The sequence below is a fragment of the Bradyrhizobium sp. AUGA SZCCT0160 genome, assembly GCF_018130105.1.
Classification (GTDB): Bacteria; Pseudomonadota; Alphaproteobacteria; order Rhizobiales; family Xanthobacteraceae; genus Bradyrhizobium.
On record NZ_JAFCMD010000023.1, the window covers coordinates 92,779 to 113,195 of the forward strand.

A 20,417-nucleotide genomic window follows, 5' to 3' on the forward strand; every position below is an offset into this window, starting at 1 on the left:
TGAGGGAGGCGGAGCCATGGTGGCCAGGACGGCGGCAGTCATCGAGAAATGGTCGACCGGCCTGGTCGAGCCGGAACGGCGGCTGGACTACTGGATCGGCGCCGTCTGCGAATGCTTTCTCGAGATGGATATCACGACGCAGGTCCGGTCGGGCTCCGACTGCTCGGTCCAGCGCGGGCAACTCGACACCATCGGCATCAACCGTGTCGAGGGCTCGGCGCAGCACGTCTACCGCAGGAAAGCCAGCCTCGGGCGCAGCGCGTCGAACTACTACTACCTTCTCTGCAAGACCGACAACGACTGGACGGTGATGCAGAACGGCCATCGGTCGAGCATGCGGCCGCACGATCTCGTGTTGCTGGACTCCCGGCGCTGCTATGAATTCAATTTTCCGGTGACTGCGAACACGCTGTCGCTGGAGTTGCCGATCGCGTGGGTCGAATCGTGGGTCACCGACCCGGAACGGCGGGCCGGGCAGCGGATCGACGGGTGCAGCGGCTGGGGCGTGGCGCTCAGCGCATTTGCGTGCCAATTATCACCCCATCTGGCAGTCGACCTGCCGCTGCCCGCGCAGGTTCTCACCGACCAGCTCGGCGGCCTGCTGGCGCTGGCGGCGGGCAGCGAGATTCCAGCCACGCCGTCGGAGCGGCGCGAGGCTGACAACCTGCTGGATCAGATCGGCCGCGCCATCCGGTTGCTCTACGCCGAACCGGGATTGACGGCCGCTTCCGTCGCGGAGCATCTGCGGGTTTCGGAGCGGACGGTGCATCGCTGCCTCAACAAGTCAGGCCTGACGTTTAGCGGCATGCTGAACGACTGCAGGATGGCGGTCGCGCGCAGGATGCTGAGTGAAGCGCGGTTCGATCACATCGGCGTCGGCGGGATAGGATTGCGCGTCGGCCTGTCCGATCCGTCCCATTTCATTCGCCAATACCGCAGATATCTCGGCATGACACCGGCCGCATTCAGGCGACAGCGCTGACCCGTTCGGGCAAAGACCATGGCGCAAATCGGCGATGATGGTGGCTTAATCCGGCCATCCGGCATAACCTGCCGGACCTATCAAATCCACTTCCATAACGGGGGAGACGGAAATGGCAGGCCTTTACGTCCTTGTACACGGCGCGTGGCACACCGGTGCCGAAATGGATGCGGTCGCCGGGCACTTGCGCAAATACGGCCATGCCGTGCATTGCCCGACGGTTGCCGGCAACAATGCGGGCGACGATCGCGACAAGATCGGGCTGGAACAGGCAATCGCGTCGGTTACCAGCTACATCGAAACCAACAACCTGCGGGACATCTGGCTGGTTGGCCACAGCTATGGGGGAATGCTGATTTCGGGCGTCGCCGACCGGCTGACGGATCGCATCAAGCGTCTCGTCTATGTCAATGCCTTCGTCCCGCTGGACGGGCAGTGTCTCAACGACATGGTGCCGCCGCATTATGTCGGGCTGTTCGATGCGGTGGCCGCCGCCAACAAGAACGCGGTCATGCTGCCGTTTGAAATCTGGCGCGATGCATTCATCAACGACGCCGACCTCGAACTGGCAAAGTCCGCGTACGCCAAACTCAACCCGCATCCTTACCGGACATTCACCGACAAGATTGCTTTGAAGCGTCCGCTGGCGGAGCTGCCGGTCGGCAAGTCCTACGTCAATTGCCGGCAGGACATCGCCTTGCCGCACAGCCTGCCCTGGCATCCGCGGCTGTCGGAGCGCCTCGGCCTGTTTCGCCTCGTCGAGTGCGATGGCAGCCATGAAATGTTCTTCAGCAGTCCGGCGCGGCTGGCGCAGGCGATTGAGGAAGCGGCGCGCGACTAGGATCGTTGCGCGGTCCTGAAGATGGCGAGGGGTCCGGCGCGTTACGCCGAACCCCTCATTTTAGAAACATCAGCCGGCCTGTAAGCCGGGTTTTGTAGGGCACCACTCACTTTCGCGAGTGATACGTGACGGCCATTCCTCTGGGACCATGTTTGCACATGGCCTCGAGCAACCTACCCGGACGGCGAGCCTGACATTGCCCTGCGGCGTTTTCGCTTTCGCGAACTGCCCGCGGTGCCGTCCCTATTCGGTTTTGCTCCCGGTGTGGTTTGCCATGCCGGTTCCGTTGCCGGACCCGCGGTGCGCTCTTACCGCACCTTTTCACCCTTGCCTCCTCCGGAGGAGAAGGCGGTTCGTTCTCTGTGGCACTTTCCCTGGGGTCGCCCCCGCCGGACGTTATCCGGCACCGTATGTCGATGGAGCCCGGACTTTCCTCTCCCGCAGCCTTTCGGCCGTAGCGGGAGCGGCCGTCCGGCCGACTGACCCCTTACGCATGGGCGCTGGGCGGCGTGGCGTCAAGCCACGAAACGCGCGAAAATAAACTATCCTGAAGATGTCGTTTCGCGTCCGGCCCGTTCGACTGGGTGTCGGCGATCCAGCCGATCAAGAGGAGTAGAGCGATGCAGTATCTGTTGATGATCTATCGGAGCGAAGCCGAGTTCGGCAAAATGGATGCGGCGGCGCGCAAGGAAATGTCGGCGGAATATGGCGCGTTCACGCAATCTATCATCCAGAGCGGCCACTTCAAGGCCGGCGACGGCTTGCAGCCGACGACGACTGCGACCACCGTGCGCGTCCGCGACGGCAAGACGCTCACGACCGACGGTCCGTTCGCGGAAACGCGCGAACAGCTCGCCGGCTATTATCTGGTCGAGGCCAAGGATCTCGACACCGCGCTCGCCATCGCCGCGCGCATTCCCGAGGCCAGGAAAGGTTCGATCGAGGTGCGGCCGATCATGGTTTATGATTGACGGCAAGTACGCCGATGACGCCGCTTGAGATCGAAAAAATCTTCCGCGACGAGGCGGGCAGGGCGCTGGCGACCCTGATCCGCCTCGTCGGCGATTTCGATCTCGCCGAGGATGCGCTGCAGGACGCGTTCGCGGTGGCGCTGGAGCGCTGGTCCGTTGCCGAAATGCCGTCCAATCCGCGCGCCTGGCTGGTCAATGTCGGGCGCAACAAGGCCATCGATCGCGTCCGCCGCAACGCCGCGTTTCGCGACAAGCAGCAGGAGCTGACGCGCGAAATCCTGCTCAATGCGTCGGCGCCTGACGAGGCCGCCGACAATGTGCTCGACGACGACATGTTGCGGCTGATCTTCATTTGCTGCCATCCGTCCTTTGCGGCGGAAGTGCAGGTGGCGCTGACGCTGCGTACGGTGTGCGGGCTCTCGACGGCGCAGGTGGCGCGCGCGTTTCTCGCGAGCGAGGACGCCATGGCGCAGCGGCTGGTGCGCGCCAAGCAGAAGATCCGCCTCGCCGGCATCGCCTACGAAGTGCCGGAACGCGAAGCGCTGGAGCCGCGCCTGCGCGGCGTGCTCGCGGTGATCTACCTGGTCTTTACCGAAGGCTATGTCGCGACCTCGGGCGAAGATCTGATGCGGCCTGATCTGGCCCGCGAAGCGATCCGGCTGGTGCGGCTGCTCGACGCGCTGATGCCCGGCCGCGGCGAGATCAAGGGATTACTGGCGCTGATGTTGCTCCACGATTCCCGCCGCGCCGGCCGCGAGACCGCGGGCGGCGACATCGTGCTGCTCGAAGAGCAGGACCGTTCGCTGTGGGATCAGGCCCAGATCGCGGAGGGCTTGAAGCTGGTCGAAAAGGCGTTGCGGATGCCGGGGCGGCCGCAATCCTATGCGGTGCAGGCCGCGATCGCAGCGCTGCACGCGCGTGCGCCGAATTATAACGACACCGACTGGCCGCAGATCGCCGGCCTCTATGAGGTGTTGCTGCGGATCAGCCCGTCGCCGGTGATCGAGCTCAATCATGCCGCCGCGGTGTCGATGGTCGATGGGCCGGCGCGGGCGCTCGACCTGATCGATGCGCTGGAGGCGCGCGGCGGGTTGAAAGGGTATGAGTTGCTGCCGGCCGTCCGCGCCGATCTGCTCCGCCGCCTCGGCCGGCGTGATGCGGCGCGCGAAGCCTATCAGGCGGCGACGGCTGCCACGCAACTGGAGCCGTTGCGGCGGCTTTACGCACGGCGGATGGAAGAGCTGGACCGCGATGCCGGAGCGAAGGCCTAGGCGAGATTCATTGCGATCGGGATAGATCAGACTCCCTTGTCCGTCGGGTTGGCGACCGCGTCCTTTAACGGCGGCGTCATCGGAAAATTCAGGTTCACGTTCTTGGGCGGAATGGGCTTCATGAACCATTTTGCATAGAGATCCGCAAACTGATTGCTCTTCATCATCGCGACCAGCGTCTTGTCGATCAACACTTTGAACTCCGGATCGTCCTTGCGGATAATCAGCCCGTACGGTTCGGTGCGGAGGCTATCGTCGATAATGCGCCAGTTGTCCGGATCGGGGCTGTTGGCGATCAGGCTGGCGAGCAAAATGTCGTCCATGATGAAGGCCTCGCTGCGGCCCGTCGTCAGCGCGAGGAACGATCCGGCATGATCACCCGACAGGATGTTCTTGGTCTGGAAATTCTTCTCCTGGCCTCGCGCCGTCAGCAGGGCGATCGACGTTGAACCTGACGTCAGGGACACCGGCTTGCCGCTCAGGTCTTCGAAGGTTTTGATCGCAGCGTCCTTTTTCACCACAGCGCGAATGCTGGAGACGAAGATGGTGTTGCTGAAGGCCACGACTTTCTGCCGTTCAAGCGTGTTGGTTGCGGGACCGCAAACGATATCGATCGTCCCGTTTTGAATGAGCGGAATTTGAGTGGCAAGCTGGATCGGCTGAAGCTTCGTCTGAATGGCAGGAAGCTTGAGTTCGCTTTTCACCGCATCGACAATCCGTCCGCAGAGGTCCATCGCAAACCCGACCGGCTTCTGATTGTCGTCGAGGTACGAAAACGGGATCGAAACGTCCCGGTGCCCGAGCCGGATTTCGCCGCTGTCCTTGATTTTGGCCAGCGTTCCGCCGGGCGACTGTGCGTGGGCGGGGACAGCGACCGCGGTCGCCAGGATCAATGAATAAAACAGTCCTTTCATGGGCTTACTCCCTATTCGGCTGACCGGCCGTTGCTGACGCGATTGTGCTGGATTTTATACACATGAACTGTATAATATACAAATCGATTTTATACAGAGTAGGCCGGATGGGACCTGGAGTATCCGCAAAGAGCCGAGGGGCCGGGGGACATGGATCCACGCCGGACGCCGTCCGTGAGGCGCTGAGACTCGCGATCAGCCTGGGCGAGTTTGCGCCCGGGTTTCAGCTCAGGCAGGACGAATTGGCGGAACGGTTCGGGACGAGCCGTATTCCCGTGAGGGAAGCGCTCAAGCAGTTGGAGGCCGAGGGGTTCGTTACGTTCCTGCCCAATCGCGGCGCCGTCGTATCCGATATGTCGATCGACGAGGTTGTGGAGCTGCTCGAGATTCGCATCGCACTTGAATGTCATGCGCTGCGCCTGGCTATCCCGGCCATGGGAGAGGTTGATCTCGACGATGCCAACAAGATCCTCCGGTCGTACGACAAGGAGCCCGATCCGGAAAAGTGGGGCGCGTTCAACTGGAGATTCCACGAAACGCTCTACGCGCCGTGCAATCGGCCGCGCCTGCTTGCGATGATTGAAGCAAATTATGGTCATGTAAGCCGTTTTACGCGGGCGCTGGTGTCCCGGGCGACCGGCAAGGAGCGCCCGCAGCGCGAGCATTACCAGCTGCTCGAATTGTGTCGCGCCGGCGAGATTGAAAAAGCCGTTCGGCTTTTGCGCGAGCACATCGTGCAGACGCAGAAAACGCTGAGGTCCGCACAACGTCACGCTTCACGGGATGCAAGTCCGGAACGCTGATTTGATCCATCACCTCAACGTCCACGCGCACTGATCGCTTTGCCTGCGTAAGCCAGCCTGGAGAAAGAATGAAATGAACGCCCGCAAAGCCGATATCGTCGTGATCGGTGCAGGTATCGTCGGCATCGCCTGCGCTTACTATCTGGCGAGGAGCCGTCCCGGCTCGCGGATCGTGATCGTCGACCAGAATGCTCCCATGAGTCTGACCTCGGCCGCTTCGGGTGAAAACTACCGTAACTGGTGGCCGCATCCGATCATGACTGAGTTCACCGACTACAGCATCGATCTGCTCGAGGAAATCGCCCGTCGGCACGACAACCGCGTCCGTATGACCCGCCGGGGCTACGCACTGGCCACGCGTCAGGCAAAGCCGGACCAATTGCTGGAGGAGCTCCATACGGGTTACGGGCCGGAAGGTGCGCGCCGGATACGCGTGCATGGCGCAGCGTCGTCTTCGTCCTACATACCGGCGGTCTCGGAGGATTGGCGGGATGCACCCGAAGGTGTCGACGTACTTCAAAACCCGGAACTGATCCGTCGCCATTTTCCAACGTTTGATCCTGAGGTCTCCACCGTTCTGCACGTCCGCCGCGCCGGAGATATCAGCGGGCAGCAGCTTGGAAGTCTGATGCTGGAGGAAGTCCGGGCAGCCGGAGGCGCAGTGAGCCGTGCGCGCGTCACCGAAATCGTCCGGCAAGACGGCGGCTTTGCACTGAAGATGCGTGGCGAGGAAGGCGAGCAGACACTGCATGCCGGGATACTCGTCAACGCTGCCGGCCCGTACGTCGCCGACATCGCGCGAATGCTGGGGGAAGAGCTTCCGGTCGAGAACGTGTTTCACCAGAAGATTGCGTTCGCCGACAATCTCGGCGCCATCGATCGACGAATGCCGTTCTCGATCGATCTGGATGGCCAGACGATCGACTGGACCGACCAGGAGCGTCAGCTCCTCGAGGAAGATAGTGCAACGGCCTGGCTCGCCCGACCGATGCCGGGCGGAATTCACTGCCGTCCGGAAGGTGGCGATCACGGAAAATGGATCAAGCTCGGCTGGGCTTATAATCGCCAGCCGTCAGAGCCGCAGGACGATCTCCCGACGGATCCCAACTTTCCGGATATCGTTCTGAGAGGCGCGAGCAGGCTGAACCCGCTCTTGAAGCAGTATTACGGTCGGCTGCCGCGGCAGATTACGCATTACGGCGGCTATTACACCATGACCAAAGAGAATTGGCCGCTGATCGGGCCGATGAAGACCGAAGGCGCCTTCATCGCCGGTGCGCTTTCCGGTTTCGGAACGATGGCTGCCTGCGCCACGGGCGCGCTTTGCGCGAGTTGGGTTCAAGGCGCACAGCAGCCCGGGTTTGCGCAGCGTCTCAGCCTGTCACGCTACGACGACGAGAATTTTATGCGGCAGCTGCGCGACAGCGCGGGAACCGGTGTGCTCTAGCTACTGCGCCGCGACCTGCGTCGGCGTCGCATCGGCCGGCAAAGTGGCCAGCAGCGCGTGCAGCGTGATCATGGTCGAATGATCGGCGATGCCGTCGACGCGGGCCGGGCGGAAGTGGCGCTGGAACGCGGTGACCACTTCCATGGTCGGGCCGTCGTACTTGCCGTGGTTCGGCACTTGGTAGCCGTAGCGCGCCAGGGCAGTCTGCAGGCCGGCGACATCGTCGCTGATGCTGCCGAGCTTGAGCGATTCGCCGCGCACGATCGGCGCCGGCTGCACCCAATGGCCGACGCCGGAATTGGCCAGCGAATGCCACGGGAATTTCTCGCCGGGATCCTTTTTGCGCGCAGGCGCGACGTCGGAATGCCCAAGCACGCGATGCGGCGGCACGTTGCGGCGGAGCATGATGCCGCGGCACAGCGCGATCACGGCGGCGATCTGGCGCAGCGGAAAATCCGGATAGCCCCAGTCGTGGCCACGATTGATGATCTCGACCCCGATCGAACAGGAGTTGATGTCTTCTTCGCCGGCCCAGAACGATACGCCGGCATGCCAGGCGCGCTTGCTCTCGGGCACGCATTGCACGATCCGGCCGTCTTCCAGCACGATGTAATGCGCCGATACGTCGGTTCCCGCGGTGCAGAGCTGGGCGATTGCGCCTTCCACATCCGGCATGCCGGTGTAGTGCAGCAGAATCATGTCGGGCAGGCGCCCCTTGTTCCGGTCGCCATAGTTCGCCGACGGGATCACGTCGGAGGCAATCGAGGAATCCGGGGTAAAAGTCTTCATGTCCGCGATGGCCCTGGGAACGGGAAGGGCACGTTGACGCTTCGAATCAATACCAGCAGACGTGAACGAACCAGCAGCCATTATATGAGCTCAAACCGGGCAGGAGAACGACAACCCGCAAATTTTACAAAACAATGATCTTTACTATTCCTTTACCAAGCCATCCGCGCAATCCAGCAGCCGCGCCCGCTCTCGCATTTTGACCGAGTGTGTGCGGCGGGCATCACTGGCTTCGCCAGATGAGCCGGGCATCACTGGCTTTGGCCAGTGAGCCGGGCATCACTGGCTTCGACAGACGGCCGGCTTCGCCAGATGAGCCGGGGCGTCACTTGGCTGGGCCAGTGAGCCGGGGCATCACCGGCTTGAGAGTAGCTACAAAGCGCGTAAAAGCCGTGGCCGATCGTCAACGCTTTATTAACGCTAAGTGCCGTTACTAAGTGATGAAGAGCCGAACCGGTTTGGGGACGGCCGAGGCCCTCTTTCACGCTCGAAAAGCCATGGCAGCCCAGCAAATTCCGTCCGGAAAACAGGGTTTGCGGGATGGGGCGGGAAACAGCCAGCGCGCCTCGCAGCGGTTTTTTGGCCGGAACGACCCGGCGAAGCGCAGGGATTTGAGGCGCAATGGACCGGTTGGCGTCCAGTTTCTGTATCGTACCTTGGAATACGCTGAAGGCCGGCGGATGACCCCGGCTGCCTCCCGACATATCTCCGTTCTCGGCCGCGAGGCGGTCGAGATGCTCACCCCCCGCGACGGCGGCATCTATGTCGATGCCACCTTCGGTGCCGGCGGCTACACCCGGATGATCCTGGAAACCGCTGGAACCCGGGTGATCGGTATCGACCGCGACCGGTCGGCGATTGCTGGCGGGGTCGATCTGGTCGACCAGGCGGATGGCCGGCTGACGCTGGTCGAGGAGCGGTTTTCCAATCTCGCCGAGGTCTGTGCCGCGCAGGGCGTTGATGCCGTCGACGGCGTCGTGATGGACGTCGGGGTCTCGTCGATGCAGCTCGATCAGGCCGAGCGCGGCTTTTCGTTCCGGCTCGGTGGCCCGCTCGACATGCGGATGGGGCATGACGGCCCGACCGCGGCGGACGTGGTCGCGAAAGCCTCCGAAGCCGATCTCGCCAGCATCATCTACATCTTCGGCGAGGAGCGTCACTCCCGCGGCGTCGCCCGCGCCATCGTCGCCGCCCGCAAGGAAGCGCCGATCACGACCACGAAGGCGCTCGCCGACATCGTCGGCAAGGTGGTCCGCTCCAAGCCGAACGAAATTCATCCGGCGACGCGGACGTTCCAGGGCCTGCGGATTTTCGTCAACGCGGAGCTCGACGAGCTGCATCTGGCGCTGTCGGCAGCGGAACGCGTGCTGAAGCCGGGCGGCCGGCTGGTCGTGGTGTCCTTTCATTCGCTGGAAGACCGCATCGTCAAGGATTTCCTTAACCAGCGCGGCAAGTCCGGCGGCGGATCGCGGCATCTGCCCGAGGTCGCGCAGGCCGTTCCGAGCTTTCAAATCCTGACCAAGCGTCCGGTCACACCCGGCGAGGCCGAGGTTTCGGCCAATCCGCGCGCGCGGTCCGCCAAACTGCGCGCCGCGGAGCGGACGGCGGCACCGGCGCATACGGCGGGCGAATTGCCGGCGTGGCCGACCATCGACAGCGTCATGAGGGGAGGCTGACCATGCGGATCATCCACCTCCTCGTGATCGGCATGCTGGTGTTCGCCGCCTCCTATGTCTACCGGATCAAGATGGAATCGACCTCGCGCACCGAGCGCGTGCTGCGGCTGAACGCGGAAATCCGCGAGCAGCGCGACGCCATTGCCGCGCTCCGCGCCGAATGGGCCAAGCTCGACGCGCCGCTGCGGCTGCAGGGCCTGGCCGACCGGCATTTGCCGCTGAAGTCCCTGGTCGCCACGCAATATGACCAGTTGAAGAACCTGCCGGAACGGCCGCCCAGCTTTGCGAGGCCAGGCGCGCCCGATCCGATCGGCGCGATGATCAATACCATCGAGGCTGCCACCGATGCGCCGACCGTGACCGGCTCGGTGCCCGCGCCGGGAGATCAGCAATGACCGATCAGGCGCTTGCCACCACCCGACCTGCAAAGCCTGCCGAGCCCTGGCGGCAGCGGCTGATCCGCAGCCTGCTCTACGGGCGCAATGTCGATCGCGCGGCGAAGGCGCGGGCGCGCGTCGGACTTGCGGTGCTGGCGTTCGCATTGGTGTACGCCATCATTGCCGGACGCCTCGTCATGTTTGCGATCGGCGCCGACAGCCACAATGCGGCCCGCACCGGCTCGCGGGACGCGATCGCGACCGCGCGGCCCGACATCGTCGATCGTAACGGCGAGGTCCTGGCGACCGACGTCAAGTCGCCGAGCCTTTTCGGCGAACCGCGCCGCATCATCGACAAGGACGAGGCGATCGAGCTTCTGACCGCGACATTGCCTGATCTCGACACGACTGAGGTCCGCGAGCGGTTGTCGTCGCGCAAGGGCTTTGTGTGGCTGAAGCGCGAGATCACCTCGAAGCAGCAGCAGGCCATTCATCGCCTCGGCATTCCCGGCATCGGCTTCCTGCGCGAGAACAAGCGCGTCTATCCGACCGGCGCTGCGGTCGCGCATCTGATCGGCCTGGTCAATATCGACAACCAGGGCATCGCCGGGATGGAGAAATGGCTGGACAATAACGGGCTGGCCGACCTGCACCGCGCCGGCTTTGCCACCGATCGGCTGCAGCGGCCGGTCGAGCTGTCGATCGACCTGCGCGTCGAGCACGCGCTGCGCGACGAATTGTTGAAGGCCAAGGAGAAGTACAAGGCCAAGGCCGCTTCCGGCCTGGTCTCCAACGTCAGGACCGGCGAGATCGTCGCGCTGGTGTCGTTGCCGGATTTCGACCCGAACAACCCGAAAGAGGCGCACGACCCCGAGCGCATCAACCGCCTGACCACCGGCGTGTTCGAGATGGGCTCGACCTTCAAGGCGCTGACGCTGGCGATGGCGCTGGATTCCGGCAAGGCCAACCTCAACACGCTGTACGACGGGCGGGGTGTGCTGAAGTACGGCAAATTCACCATCCACGATACGCATCCGGTCGGCCGCTCGATCACGCTGTCGGAAGTATTCACGTTCTCCTCGAACGTCGGCGCGGCCAAGATCGCGCTGGGGCAGGGCGTCGAGGCCCACAAGGCGTTTCTGAAGAAACTCGGCCAGATGGACCGGCTGCGCACTGAATTGCCCGAAAGCACGTCGCCGATCCTGCCGAAGCGCTGGAGCGAACTCAACACCATCACCATCTCGTTCGGCCACGGCATCGCGGTGGCGCCGCTGCAGGCGGTGATGGGCATCAACGCCGTTATCAACGGCGGCTACCTGATCCCGCCGACCTTCCTCAAGCGCTCGGAAGAAGAAGCCAGGGCGATCGGCAAGAAGGTGCTCAAGACCGAAACGTCGGACAAGATGCGCTATCTGATGCGGCTGAACGCCGAGATCGGAACCGCCAAGAAGGCCGACGTGAAGGGCTACTATATCGGCGGCAAGACCGGCACCTCGGAAAAGGTGGTCAATGGCCGCTATTCCAAGAAGCAGGTGCTCAATTCCTTCACCGCAATCTTCCCGGCCGACAACCCGCAATATCAGCTGCTGATCATGCTGGACGAGCCCAAGGCGCTGCCGGAAACCCATGGTTTCATCACCTCGGGCTGGAACACGGTGCCGACCGGCGGCAAGGTGATCGCCCGAATCGGACCGCTTTTGGGCGTCGAACCACGCTTCGATCTGCCGACCTCGGATCGCCTCATTCTTGCGGCATCGAAGACAACCCAGTAAGGCGTTAGATCACAGCATGATCCGGAAAAGTGGAGACCGGTTTTCCGACAAAGATCATGCTCAAACAAGAGGCTGCAAGCATGATCCATTCGGATCAAGCTTGCAGCCCCCTTGCTGCGCCGGACTGGAAGACCATGAGACTTCGCGACCTCTTCAGCAGTGATGCCGCGATCGAGCCGCAGGCGGAAGCGATCGAGACCGCGGATGCGATCGAGATCGCGGATGCGATCGACGTGACGGGCCTGGCGGTGGACAGCCGCGCGGTAAAGCCGGGCGATCTGTTTTTCGCGCTCGCCGGCAGCAAGACCGATGGTTCGCGCTTCGTCGATTCAGCCATTGCCGCAGGCGCGGTCGCGGTCGCGGGTGATCACCCCACCAGGGATTGCCGCGTGCCGTTCGTCACGACGCCAAATCCGCGCCGTGCGCTGGCGCTGGCGGCGGCGAAATTCTATCCCAGGCAACCGCAGACGATTGCAGCCGTCACGGGCACGAGCGGAAAAACCTCGGTCGCGGCGTTCACGCGCCAGATCTGGCAACGGCTCGGCCATGCCTCCGCCAGCATCGGCACCATTGGTCTCGTTTCGCCGAAGCGCACCGTCTACGGCTCGCTGACGACGCCGGATCCGATCGCGCTGCATCGCCAGCTCGACGAGATCGCCGGTGACGGCGTCACCCATCTCGCCTTTGAAGCCTCCTCGCACGGGCTTGACCAATACAGGCTCGACGGCGTGCGCATCGCCGCCGGCGGATTTACCAATTTGACGCGCGACCACATGGATTATCATCCCGACGTCGCGCATTACCTTGATGCCAAGCTACGGCTGTTCCGCGATCTCGTCGTGGCCGATGGTGCAGCCGTGATCTCGGCCGATCACGATTGCTCACTGGAGGTGATCGACGCCGCGCGGGAACGGAAACTGCGGATTATCGCGATCGGCCGCAACGCTGATGGTGCGGACGGGGGCATCCGTCTGGTCGATGCTGTCGTCGATGGCTTTGCGCAGAAGCTGACGCTCGAACATCGCGGACGCAGGCATATGATCAAGCTGCCGCTGGTCGGCGAATTCCAGATCGAGAACGCGCTGGTCGCGGCGGGACTGGCGATCGGGACCGGCAGCGAACCTGCGGCGGTGCTAGCCGGCCTCGAACATCTCGAGGGCGCCAAGGGCCGGCTGGAACAAGTCGGCGAACATAATGGCGCGCCGATCTTCGTCGACTATGCGCACAAGCCGGACGCGCTGGCGAAAGCGCTGCAGGCGCTGCGGCCCTATGCGAAGCGAAAACTGGTGGTGGTGTTCGGCTGCGGCGGCGACCGCGACGCCGGCAAGCGTCCGCTGATGGGGGCGATCGCGGCCGAGAACGCCGACGGCGTCATCGTCACCGACGACAATCCGCGCAGCGAGAATCCGGCAAGCATCCGCGCCGCCATTCTGGCTGCCGCCAGGGGCGCCCGGGACATCGGCGACCGGGCGGAAGCCATCAGGGCCGGGATTGCCGGACTGCAGCCAGGCGACGCGCTGTTGATCGCCGGCAAGGGTCACGAGACCGGCCAGATTGTCGGCGACAAGACGCTACCGTTCAGTGATCACGACGCGGTGGCGGCCGCACTCGCGGAGAGGAATGCATGAGCGCTGCGCCATTGTGGACGATTGCCGAAGTGGCCCAGGCTTTAGGCCTGGCGGGTACGTTTCCCGACACCGCGATTGATTTCGTTACGCAGGACAGCCGGCTGGTAAAACCCGGATGCCTGTTCGTGGCGCTCAGCGGCACGCCGAGCGGCGGCTTCATTTCGAGTTTCGCGAGCGCGCGCGACGGCTGGGAGTTCGCCGACAAGGCGGAAGCCGCCGGAGCGGTGGCGATGATCGTGCCGCACAGGATCGAAGGCGTGCGTGTTCCGCAGCTGATCGTCAAGGATACGCTGATCGACGGTCTCTGGGGATTGGCGCGCGCGGCGCGGGCGCGGTTCAAGGGCCCGGTGATCGGCCTCACTGGCAGCGCCGGCAAGACCAGTACCAAGGAATATCTCGCCGCCTATCCGAACGCCTATGCGAGCCCGAGCAGTTTCAATAATTTCTGGGGCGTGCCGCTGACGCTGTGCAATGCCAGCCCGAGCGCCTCGCTGTGGGTGGTGGAAATGGGCATGAACCAGACCGGCGAAATCGCACGGCTCAGCGAACTGACGCAGCCGACCGTGGCGCTGGTGGTCAACGTCCAGCCCGTGCATCTGGAAAAGCTCGGCAGCCTGGAGGCGATCCGGCGCGAGAAGGTGAGCATCGCGCAGGGCCTCCCGCAAAATGGCGTGCTGGTGCTGCCGACCGACGTCGAAGCGCCGGAATGGAACGGCAAGCTTGTCCGCTTCGGCAGTGGTTCAGAAGTGCATGCGTTGAAGCACACCCCGCATGGCGAAAGCTGGCACGTGTCAGCGCAAGTCGGCGGCAAACAGGTCGCATTCGACCTGACGCCGGGCGCGCCGCATCGTCTGCAGAACGCGCTGGCCGCGCTGGCGTCAGTCCACGCCGCCAGCCTCGATGAGGCTGATCTGGCCAAGGAACTCGGCAAGGTCGGCATCATGACCGGGCGTGGGGTGGAGCAGACCGCCGCCGGCGTCACCGTGATCGACGACAGTTTCAACGGCAATCCGGCCAGCATGGTCGCAGCGCTCGACAGCCTCAAGGCGCGGCCGGTCGCATCCGGCCGGCGCATCGCCATCATGGGCGACATGCTGGAGCTCGGCGCCGACGCGCCCGCCTATCATGTCAAGCTGGCCAGGGACCTGCCCGGCATCGACGGCGTCTATTGTGTCGGCCCGCTGATGCGCCATCTGTACGACCTTTTGCCGGCCGATCGCGCCCTCGGCTGGCACGACGACCCCGCCACGCTGGAGCCGCAGAAAATCGCCGCATTGTTGCAAAGCGGTGACGTCGTGGTGGTCAAGGGCAGCAAAAAGATGTTCTGGGTCAACAAGTTTGTGCCCAAGCTGCTGGCTGCCTTGCAGGCAAAAGCGTAAACTGGCCGGGCTGACCCACTCGTGATTTCCGTGGTGATTCGCGCAACCGCCGCCGCGATCGTGACCAAGATTTGCTTGGTTTCCAGGATGAAAACGATTGTCAACGCGCTTGCAATGCGCTTACCCGGCAAGACGGCGCAACCAGGCCGCAATAGGGCATACTGAATGTTTTACTGGCTGATCGAGCTTTCCAACACCGTCCCCGCTTTCTCGTTTTTACGCGGCCTCCTCAACGTCTTCCGCTACATCACCTTCCGCACCGGCGGGGCGATGGTGACGGGCGCGCTGTTCGTGTTCCTGTTCGGTCCCTGGATCATCGATCATCTGCGTTTGCGGCAGGGCAAGGGCCAGCCGATCCGCACCGATGGTCCGGCCTCGCACATCATCGCCAAAAAGGGCACGCCGACGATGGGCGGGCTGATGATCCTGTCTGGCCTCGTCGTCTCGACGCTGCTCTGGGCCAACCCGCTCAATCCCTATGTCTGGATCGTGCTCGCGGTGACCCTCGGCTTCGGCTTCGTCGGCTTCTATGACGATTATCTAAAGGTGACGAAACAGACCCATAGCGGTTTTGCCGGCAAGTTTCGTCTCGCCATCGAAGGCGTGATCGCGCTGATCGCCTGTTACGCGCTGGTGCGGCTCGGGCGCGACGTGACCTCGACCTCGCTGGCGATTCCATTCCTGAAGGACATGGTGTTCAATTTCGGCTGGTTCTTCGTGATCTTCGGTGCCTTCGTCATCGTTGGCGCCGGCAACGCGGTCAACCTGACCGACGGCCTCGACGGCCTTGCGATCGTCCCCGTGATGATCGCCGCCGCCAGTTTCGGCATGATCGCCTATCTGACCGGCAATGCTGTCTTCTCCGACTATCTGCAGATCAGATACGTCGCCGGCACCGGCGAACTTGCGGTGCTGTGCGGCGCGGTGCTCGGCGCCGGGTTGGGATTCCTGTGGTTCAATGCGCCGCCGGCCTCGATCTTCATGGGCGACACCGGCTCGCTCGCGCTCGGCGGCATGCTGGGCGCGACCGCGGTTGCGGTCAAACACGAGATCGTGCTGGCCGTGATCGGCGGCCTGTTCGTGCTGGAAGCGGTTTCCGTGATCGTGCAGGTGGTGTCGTTCAAGCTGACCGGCAAACGCGTGTTCCGGATGGCGCCGCTGCATCATCATTTCGAGCAGAAGGGCTGGACCGAACCACAGATCGTGATCCGGTTCTGGATCATCTCGGTGATGCTGGCGCTCGCCGGCCTCTCCACGCTGAAGCTGCGGTGACAACTTGATCCCCGTCACTTCCTTCGCGGGCAAGACGGTCGCCGTCTTCGGGCTCGGTGGCTCCGGCCTCGCGAGCTGCCACGCGCTCAAGGCCGGCGGCGCGGAGGTGATTGCCGGCGACGACAGCGCCGATAACGTCGCCAGGGCGGCACAGGAAGGCTTCATCACCGCCGACTTGCGCAACGTCCCCTGGGATAATTTCGCCGCGCTGATATTGACCCCCGGCGCGCCGCTGACCCATCCGGCGCCGCACTGGTCCGTGCTGATGGCGCGGCAGGCCGGCGTCGAGGTGATCGGCGACATCGAATTGTTCTGCAGGGAACGAAGGCGTCACGCGCCCGATGCGCCGTTCGTCGCCATCACCGGCACCAACGGCAAATCCACCACCACGGCGCTGATCGCGCACCTGATGAAGGTTGCCGGCTACGATACCCAGATGGGCGGCAACATCGGCACCGCGATCCTGTCGCTGGAGCCGCCGCGGATGGGGCGGGTGCATGTGATCGAGATGTCGTCCTATCAGATCGATCTGGCGCCCTCGCTCGATCCGTCCGTCGGCATTCTGCTCAATGTCAGCGAAGACCATATCGATCGCCACGGCACGCTGGAGCACTACGCGGCGGTGAAGGCGCGGCTGGTCGCCGGCGTGCAGCCGCAGGGCACCTCCATCGTCGGCGTCGACGACGGCTGGTGCCGCAACATCGCCGACCGGCTCGATCAGGCCGGCAAGCGCGTGGTGCGCATCTCCGTGAAAAACCCGCTGCCCGACGGCGTCTATGTCGAGCGCGAAACCATCGTCCGGGCCTCCGGCGGCGCGCGGAGCGAAATCGCAAAACTCGGCGGCATCGGCTCATTGCGTGGCCTGCACAACGCGCAGAATGCGGCGTGCGCCTCGGCTTGCGCGCTGGCGATGGGGATCTCGACCGACATTCTGCAGAACGGCCTGCGCAGTTTTCCCGGTCTCGCGCACCGCATGGAGCAGGTCGGCCGCCTCGGCAACGTGCTGTTCGTCAACGATTCCAAGGGTACCAATGCGGACGCGGCAGCGCATGCGCTGTCGTCCTTCGCTGATATTTTCTGGATCGCCGGCGGCAAGCCGAAACTCGGCGGCATTACCGGCCTGACCGAATATTTCCCGCGCATCCGCAAAGCCTATTTGATCGGCGAAGCCGCGCAGGAGTTTTCCGGCACGCTCGGGACCCGCGTGCCGCACGAGATTTCGCAGACGCTCGACGTCGCCGTCGCCAGCGCCGCGCGCGACGCCGAAGCCTCGGGCCTCACCGACCCCGTCGTGCTGCTGTCGCCGGCCTGCGCCTCGTTCGACCAGTACCGCAACTTCGAAATCCGCGGTGCCAGGTTCCGCGATCTCGTCACGGCGATGCCGGGTGTGAAGCCGGTGGTGTGACGATGTAGGATGGGTTGAGCTCTTCGCGAAACCCATCACGTGTCGTTGTTGCCTCGATGGGTTTCGCTTCCACCTTTGCCAGGTTGGGCTTCGGCGGATGCGGTCGCTCAACCCATCCTACTTCTTCGCACTCCGACGCGCGTGCACTGGCTTGAACAGATCCAGATCGATCGCCTGGCCCATCGCCAGATAACCCGTGCGATTGGGATGCAGCTTGTCGCCGGCGCCGCCGGTGGTGCTGTCGGGGACGAATTCTACCTTGAGGCCGCCGGATTGCGGATCGAGGGTCGCCTTGTCGAAGTCAATCACGCCGTCGAACGTGCCTGACGTGCGGATGAAGTCGTTCAGCGCTTTCCGCTTGGCGTCCTGTTCGGGGAAACCGTGTGCGGCACTGGAACTGCCGAGCGCCGTCGTCACGGTGGCGCCGATGATTTTGATATGCGGCCATTTCGCGCGCAGCCGTGCGACGCCGTCCTTCATGGCGGCGATGACCTTGTCGCTTTCGGCGTTGCCGTTCTTGCTGAAATCGTTGATGCCTTCCAGCCAGATCAGGCTGGAGATGCCCGACAGCGTCAGCACGTCGCGCTCGAGCCGCTGGCCCGAAGCAGGGCCGCCGGGGAACGGTTTGCCGGGACCATACTCGGCCGGTCCGGCGATCTGGTTGCCGCCGATGCCGCCGTTCACCACCGCGACCTTGTTGCCATGGATCGCTTTTAGCCGGCGCGAGAGCACGTTGGGCCAGCGGTCGTCGCCGTTCATCGTCGACGCGGTGCCGTCGGTGATGGAATCGCCGAACGCCATGATGGCGAAGGCGTCGGTCGGTGCCGTCATCTCGATCGCATCGAGGAAGAACCACGACGCGGTCGTATACGGAAATGCCGCCTCGTCTTCCAACGTGCCCTTGGATCCCGCACCGGGCGCGGTGACGTAAGACGTCGTCAGCGCTTTGGCGTGCCAGGTCATCGGACCGCTCTCACCTGGGATGTGAAAGCTGACCGCGAGGCGGCGGCCGGCGAGCTGGTCGGGCTGCCCTCCGAACGGCAGCGTGATGGCGTCGCTCCAGACCGAATCGCCGGGCTGGACGGTGACGGAAGTCTTGCCGCCAAAAGTCACCAGGCGATTGGAGCCGCGGAGCAGCGCAGCACTGCTCAATTGCAGGCCGGCACAAACGCCGTCGAACGTCACGGGCCTGGTGCCGAACGCATTGCTGAAACGAAGCCGGGCCTGACGGCCCCACAGATCGGGCCGCACGATCAGGCGAAAGGTCTGATCCCGCGCGCCGGCCGCAGGATCGGGGAACGCAAATTTCTGGTCGGGCTGGGCGGACGGGTTGCCGACGGGGTAGGGTCCTTGGACCGAACCGGTCCATGACACCACCCAGTTCTCATCCTTGGCGGATGCCGTCTGAAGTGATGCGACCAACAGCGATGCCACGACGATAGCGGTAAGAGAACGCATGGTTCCTCCCAAGCCTTGTGATTGGAGCTTACCCTAAAGCCAAGGGCGCAATTGGTGAAACCGAAAATTTGACGGACCCCATTAACCCCTTGGAAACCATCCTCCGCCACCAATGGACGTTACCTCTGCCATTTGGGGACGCCCATGCTCGCCCGTGACCAACGCACCCCGTTCTCGGAATGGTGGTGGACCGTGGATAGACTGCTGCTCGCGGCGATCATCGCGCTGGTCGTGGGCGGCCTCATCCTGTCGCTGGCGGCGAGCCCGCCGGTGGCGACAAGGATCGGGCTCGATCCCTTCCACTTCTTCAACCGGCACGTGATGTTCCTGCTGCCGTCCTTCATCGTGCTGATCGGGGTATCCTTCATGTCTCCGAAGAACATCCGCCGTGGGGCGCTGCTAGTATTTGCGATCTCGATCGTGCTGATCGTGGCCACGCTGATGTTCGGTGCCGAGGTCAAGGGTTCGCGGCGCTGGATCACGTTGCTCGGCGTCAATATCCAGGCCTCGGAATCCGCCAAGCCGGCTTTTGTCGTGATCGCGGCGTGGCTGTTTGCGGAATCGACCAAACGTCCGGAGATGCCGGCGACTTCGATGGCGATGGTGCTGCTGTTGATGCTGGTGTCGCTCCTGGTGATGGAGCCGGATTTCGGACAGACCATGCTGGTCCTGATGGTGTGGGGCGCGCTGTTCTTCATCGCGGGCATGCGGATGATCTGGGTGGTCGGTCTTGCCGGCGCCGCCGCAGCCGGATTGTTCGGCGCCTATCTGCTGGTGCCGCACGTCGCCCACCGCATCAAGCGATTCATGAATCCCGGCTCGGGCGATACGTTCCAGCTCGACATGGCGATGGATGCATTCTGGAACGGCGGCTGGTTCGGGCTCGGGCCCGGCGAAGGCATCGCCAAGCGCAGCCTGCCGGACAGCCACACCGATTTCGTGTTCGCGGTGGCGGCGGAAGAGTTCGGCATCATCCTCTGCCTGGCGCTGGTCGCATTGTTCGCCTTTGTCGTGATCCGCACATTGCTGCGCGCCTATGCCAGCGAGGACATGTTCTCCCGGTTTGCCGCTTCCGGCCTCGCCATCCTGTTCGGCGTGCAGGCCGCGATCAACATGGCGGTCAATCTGCAGCTGATCCCCGCCAAGGGCATGACGCTGCCGTTCATCTCCTATGGCGGTTCCTCGATCATCTCGCTGGCCTACGGCGTCGGCATGATGCTGGCGCTGACGCGGCAACGCCCGCGCACCGAGATCGAGTCGCAGAACAATGCCAACTCGGTGCGCAGCTACGCATGACGGCGAGGTAAATCCAACCCGTCATTGCGAGCGCAGCGAAGCAATCCACCCATCCGTTATGCCGCGCTATGGATTGCTTCGCGGGGCCTGTCATCGGGCGCGCATTCGCGCGACCCGGTGGCTCGCAATGACGGCT

17 protein-coding genes and 1 other RNA gene are annotated in these 20,417 nt (G+C 63.7%); 14 read left to right on the forward strand and 4 right to left on the reverse strand.

The window, feature by feature from the left end; all coding sequences use genetic code 11:
- The first annotated feature begins 16 nt into the window (after positions 1-16).
- Positions 17-982, forward strand: a complete 966-nt coding sequence (locus tag JQ558_RS29670) for an AraC family transcriptional regulator (RefSeq protein ID WP_212295990.1) — start codon at positions 17-19, stop codon at positions 980-982.
- Positions 983-1,094: 112 nt separating this feature from the next.
- On the forward strand, positions 1,095-1,823 hold the full coding sequence (locus JQ558_RS29675) for an alpha/beta hydrolase (protein WP_212211625.1): 729 nt from the start codon (positions 1,095-1,097) through the stop codon (positions 1,821-1,823).
- A gap of 65 nt (positions 1,824-1,888) precedes the next feature.
- Here the strand turns inward: JQ558_RS29675 and rnpB are convergent.
- Positions 1,889-2,306: RNase P RNA component class A (gene rnpB, locus JQ558_RS29680), an RNA gene on the reverse strand.
- Positions 2,307-2,443: 137 nt separating this feature from the next.
- On the opposite strand from rnpB, the gene JQ558_RS29685 reads away from it, so the two are divergent.
- Positions 2,444-2,794 carry a YciI family protein gene (locus JQ558_RS29685; protein WP_212211624.1) on the forward strand — a complete coding sequence of 117 codons (351 nt, stop codon included), beginning with the start codon at positions 2,444-2,446 and terminating at the stop codon, positions 2,792-2,794.
- Between the two features lie 14 nt (positions 2,795-2,808).
- A complete protein-coding gene (locus JQ558_RS29690; RefSeq protein ID WP_212295991.1) occupies positions 2,809-4,065 on the forward strand; it encodes an RNA polymerase sigma factor in 1,257 nt (418 codons plus the stop codon).
- 26 nt (positions 4,066-4,091) lie between these two features.
- Here the strand turns inward: JQ558_RS29690 and JQ558_RS29695 are convergent, their stop codons facing one another.
- Positions 4,092-4,979, reverse strand: coding sequence for a transporter substrate-binding domain-containing protein (locus tag JQ558_RS29695; protein WP_212295992.1), 888 nt, complete (start codon positions 4,977-4,979; stop codon positions 4,092-4,094).
- Positions 4,980-5,086: 107 nt separating this feature from the next.
- Here JQ558_RS29695 and JQ558_RS29700 point away from each other — a divergent pair, with 107 nt between their 5' ends.
- Together JQ558_RS29700 and JQ558_RS29705 are read left to right on the forward strand one after the other, a co-directional pair.
- Positions 5,087-5,782, forward strand: a complete 696-nt coding sequence (locus tag JQ558_RS29700; protein ID WP_212275990.1) for a GntR family transcriptional regulator — start codon at positions 5,087-5,089, stop codon at positions 5,780-5,782.
- A 73-nt stretch (positions 5,783-5,855) separates the two neighbouring features.
- Positions 5,856-7,229, forward strand: a complete 1,374-nt coding sequence (locus tag JQ558_RS29705; RefSeq protein WP_212295993.1) for an FAD-binding oxidoreductase — start codon at positions 5,856-5,858, stop codon at positions 7,227-7,229.
- Here the strand turns inward: JQ558_RS29705 and JQ558_RS29710 are convergent, their stop codons facing one another.
- Positions 7,230-8,099 carry an N-acetylmuramoyl-L-alanine amidase gene (locus JQ558_RS29710; protein ID WP_212275992.1) on the reverse strand — a complete coding sequence of 290 codons (870 nt, stop codon included), beginning with the start codon at positions 8,097-8,099 and terminating at the stop codon, positions 7,230-7,232.
- Between the two features lie 416 nt (positions 8,100-8,515).
- Here JQ558_RS29710 and rsmH point away from each other — a divergent pair, with 416 nt between their 5' ends.
- The 7 genes from rsmH to murD all read left to right on the forward strand — a co-directional run bounded on the left by rsmH (position 8,516) and on the right by murD (position 17,527).
- On the forward strand, positions 8,516-9,694 hold the full coding sequence (rsmH, locus tag JQ558_RS29715; RefSeq protein ID WP_409410602.1) for a 16S rRNA (cytosine(1402)-N(4))-methyltransferase RsmH: 1,179 nt from the start codon (positions 8,516-8,518) through the stop codon (positions 9,692-9,694).
- Between the two features lie 2 nt (positions 9,695-9,696).
- Positions 9,697-10,089, forward strand: a complete 393-nt coding sequence (locus JQ558_RS29720) for a hypothetical protein (RefSeq protein ID WP_212211607.1) — start codon at positions 9,697-9,699, stop codon at positions 10,087-10,089.
- On the forward strand, positions 10,086-11,843 hold the full coding sequence (locus JQ558_RS29725; protein ID WP_212211605.1) for a penicillin-binding protein 2: 1,758 nt from the start codon (positions 10,086-10,088) through the stop codon (positions 11,841-11,843). The genes JQ558_RS29720 and JQ558_RS29725 overlap by 4 nt, the downstream gene beginning before the upstream one ends.
- Before the next feature lie 134 nt (positions 11,844-11,977).
- The gene (locus tag JQ558_RS29730) at positions 11,978-13,471 is read left to right on the forward strand and encodes a UDP-N-acetylmuramoyl-L-alanyl-D-glutamate--2,6-diaminopimelate ligase (RefSeq protein ID WP_212295995.1); all 1,494 of its coding nucleotides are present in this window, start codon (positions 11,978-11,980) and stop codon (positions 13,469-13,471) included.
- Positions 13,468-14,850 carry a UDP-N-acetylmuramoyl-tripeptide--D-alanyl-D-alanine ligase gene (gene murF / locus JQ558_RS29735; protein ID WP_212295996.1) on the forward strand — a complete coding sequence of 461 codons (1,383 nt, stop codon included), beginning with the start codon at positions 13,468-13,470 and terminating at the stop codon, positions 14,848-14,850. The genes JQ558_RS29730 and murF overlap by 4 nt, the downstream gene beginning before the upstream one ends.
- A gap of 165 nt (positions 14,851-15,015) precedes the next feature.
- The gene (gene mraY, locus JQ558_RS29740; RefSeq protein WP_192738075.1) at positions 15,016-16,122 is read left to right on the forward strand and encodes a phospho-N-acetylmuramoyl-pentapeptide-transferase; all 1,107 of its coding nucleotides are present in this window, start codon (positions 15,016-15,018) and stop codon (positions 16,120-16,122) included.
- Positions 16,123-16,126: 4 nt separating this feature from the next.
- A complete protein-coding gene (gene murD / locus JQ558_RS29745; protein WP_212295997.1) occupies positions 16,127-17,527 on the forward strand; it encodes a UDP-N-acetylmuramoyl-L-alanine--D-glutamate ligase in 1,401 nt (466 codons plus the stop codon).
- A gap of 117 nt (positions 17,528-17,644) precedes the next feature.
- Here murD and JQ558_RS29750 read toward each other — a convergent pair whose 3' ends face one another.
- Positions 17,645-18,985, reverse strand: coding sequence for a GDSL-type esterase/lipase family protein (locus JQ558_RS29750; protein WP_212295998.1), 1,341 nt, complete (start codon positions 18,983-18,985; stop codon positions 17,645-17,647).
- A gap of 144 nt (positions 18,986-19,129) precedes the next feature.
- On the opposite strand from JQ558_RS29750, the gene ftsW reads away from it, so the two are divergent.
- The gene (gene ftsW, locus JQ558_RS29755; protein WP_212295999.1) at positions 19,130-20,281 is read left to right on the forward strand and encodes a putative lipid II flippase FtsW; all 1,152 of its coding nucleotides are present in this window, start codon (positions 19,130-19,132) and stop codon (positions 20,279-20,281) included.
- Positions 20,282-20,417: the final 136 nt, after the last annotated feature.

What these genes read in the sequence shown, in the direction of transcription:
- JQ558_RS29670 (WP_212295990.1), top strand. Translation starts at nt 17, where the DNA reads ATGGTGGCCAGGACGGCGGCAGTCATCGAGAAATGGTCGACCGGCCTG.
- JQ558_RS29675 (WP_212211625.1), top strand. Translation starts at nt 1,095, where the DNA reads ATGGCAGGCCTTTACGTCCTTGTACACGGCGCGTGGCACACCGGTGCC.
- JQ558_RS29685 (WP_212211624.1), top strand. Translation starts at nt 2,444, where the DNA reads ATGCAGTATCTGTTGATGATCTATCGGAGCGAAGCCGAGTTCGGCAAA.
- JQ558_RS29690 (WP_212295991.1), top strand. Translation starts at nt 2,809, where the DNA reads ATGACGCCGCTTGAGATCGAAAAAATCTTCCGCGACGAGGCGGGCAGG.
- JQ558_RS29695 (WP_212295992.1), bottom strand. Translation starts at nt 4,979, where the DNA reads ATGAAAGGACTGTTTTATTCATTGATCCTGGCGACCGCGGTCGCTGTC.
- JQ558_RS29700 (WP_212275990.1), top strand. Translation starts at nt 5,087, where the DNA reads ATGGGACCTGGAGTATCCGCAAAGAGCCGAGGGGCCGGGGGACATGGA.
- JQ558_RS29705 (WP_212295993.1), top strand. Translation starts at nt 5,856, where the DNA reads ATGAACGCCCGCAAAGCCGATATCGTCGTGATCGGTGCAGGTATCGTC.
- JQ558_RS29710 (WP_212275992.1), bottom strand. Translation starts at nt 8,099, where the DNA reads ATGGCTGCTGGTTCGTTCACGTCTGCTGGTATTGATTCGAAGCGTCAA.
- rsmH (WP_409410602.1), top strand. Translation starts at nt 8,516, where the DNA reads ATGGCAGCCCAGCAAATTCCGTCCGGAAAACAGGGTTTGCGGGATGGG.
- JQ558_RS29720 (WP_212211607.1), top strand. Translation starts at nt 9,697, where the DNA reads ATGCGGATCATCCACCTCCTCGTGATCGGCATGCTGGTGTTCGCCGCC.
- JQ558_RS29725 (WP_212211605.1), top strand. Translation starts at nt 10,086, where the DNA reads ATGACCGATCAGGCGCTTGCCACCACCCGACCTGCAAAGCCTGCCGAG.
- JQ558_RS29730 (WP_212295995.1), top strand. Translation starts at nt 11,978, where the DNA reads ATGAGACTTCGCGACCTCTTCAGCAGTGATGCCGCGATCGAGCCGCAG.
- murF (WP_212295996.1), top strand. Translation starts at nt 13,468, where the DNA reads ATGAGCGCTGCGCCATTGTGGACGATTGCCGAAGTGGCCCAGGCTTTA.
- mraY (WP_192738075.1), top strand. Translation starts at nt 15,016, where the DNA reads ATGTTTTACTGGCTGATCGAGCTTTCCAACACCGTCCCCGCTTTCTCG.
- JQ558_RS29750 (WP_212295998.1), bottom strand. Translation starts at nt 18,985, where the DNA reads ATGCGTTCTCTTACCGCTATCGTCGTGGCATCGCTGTTGGTCGCATCA.
- ftsW (WP_212295999.1), top strand. Translation starts at nt 19,130, where the DNA reads ATGCTCGCCCGTGACCAACGCACCCCGTTCTCGGAATGGTGGTGGACC.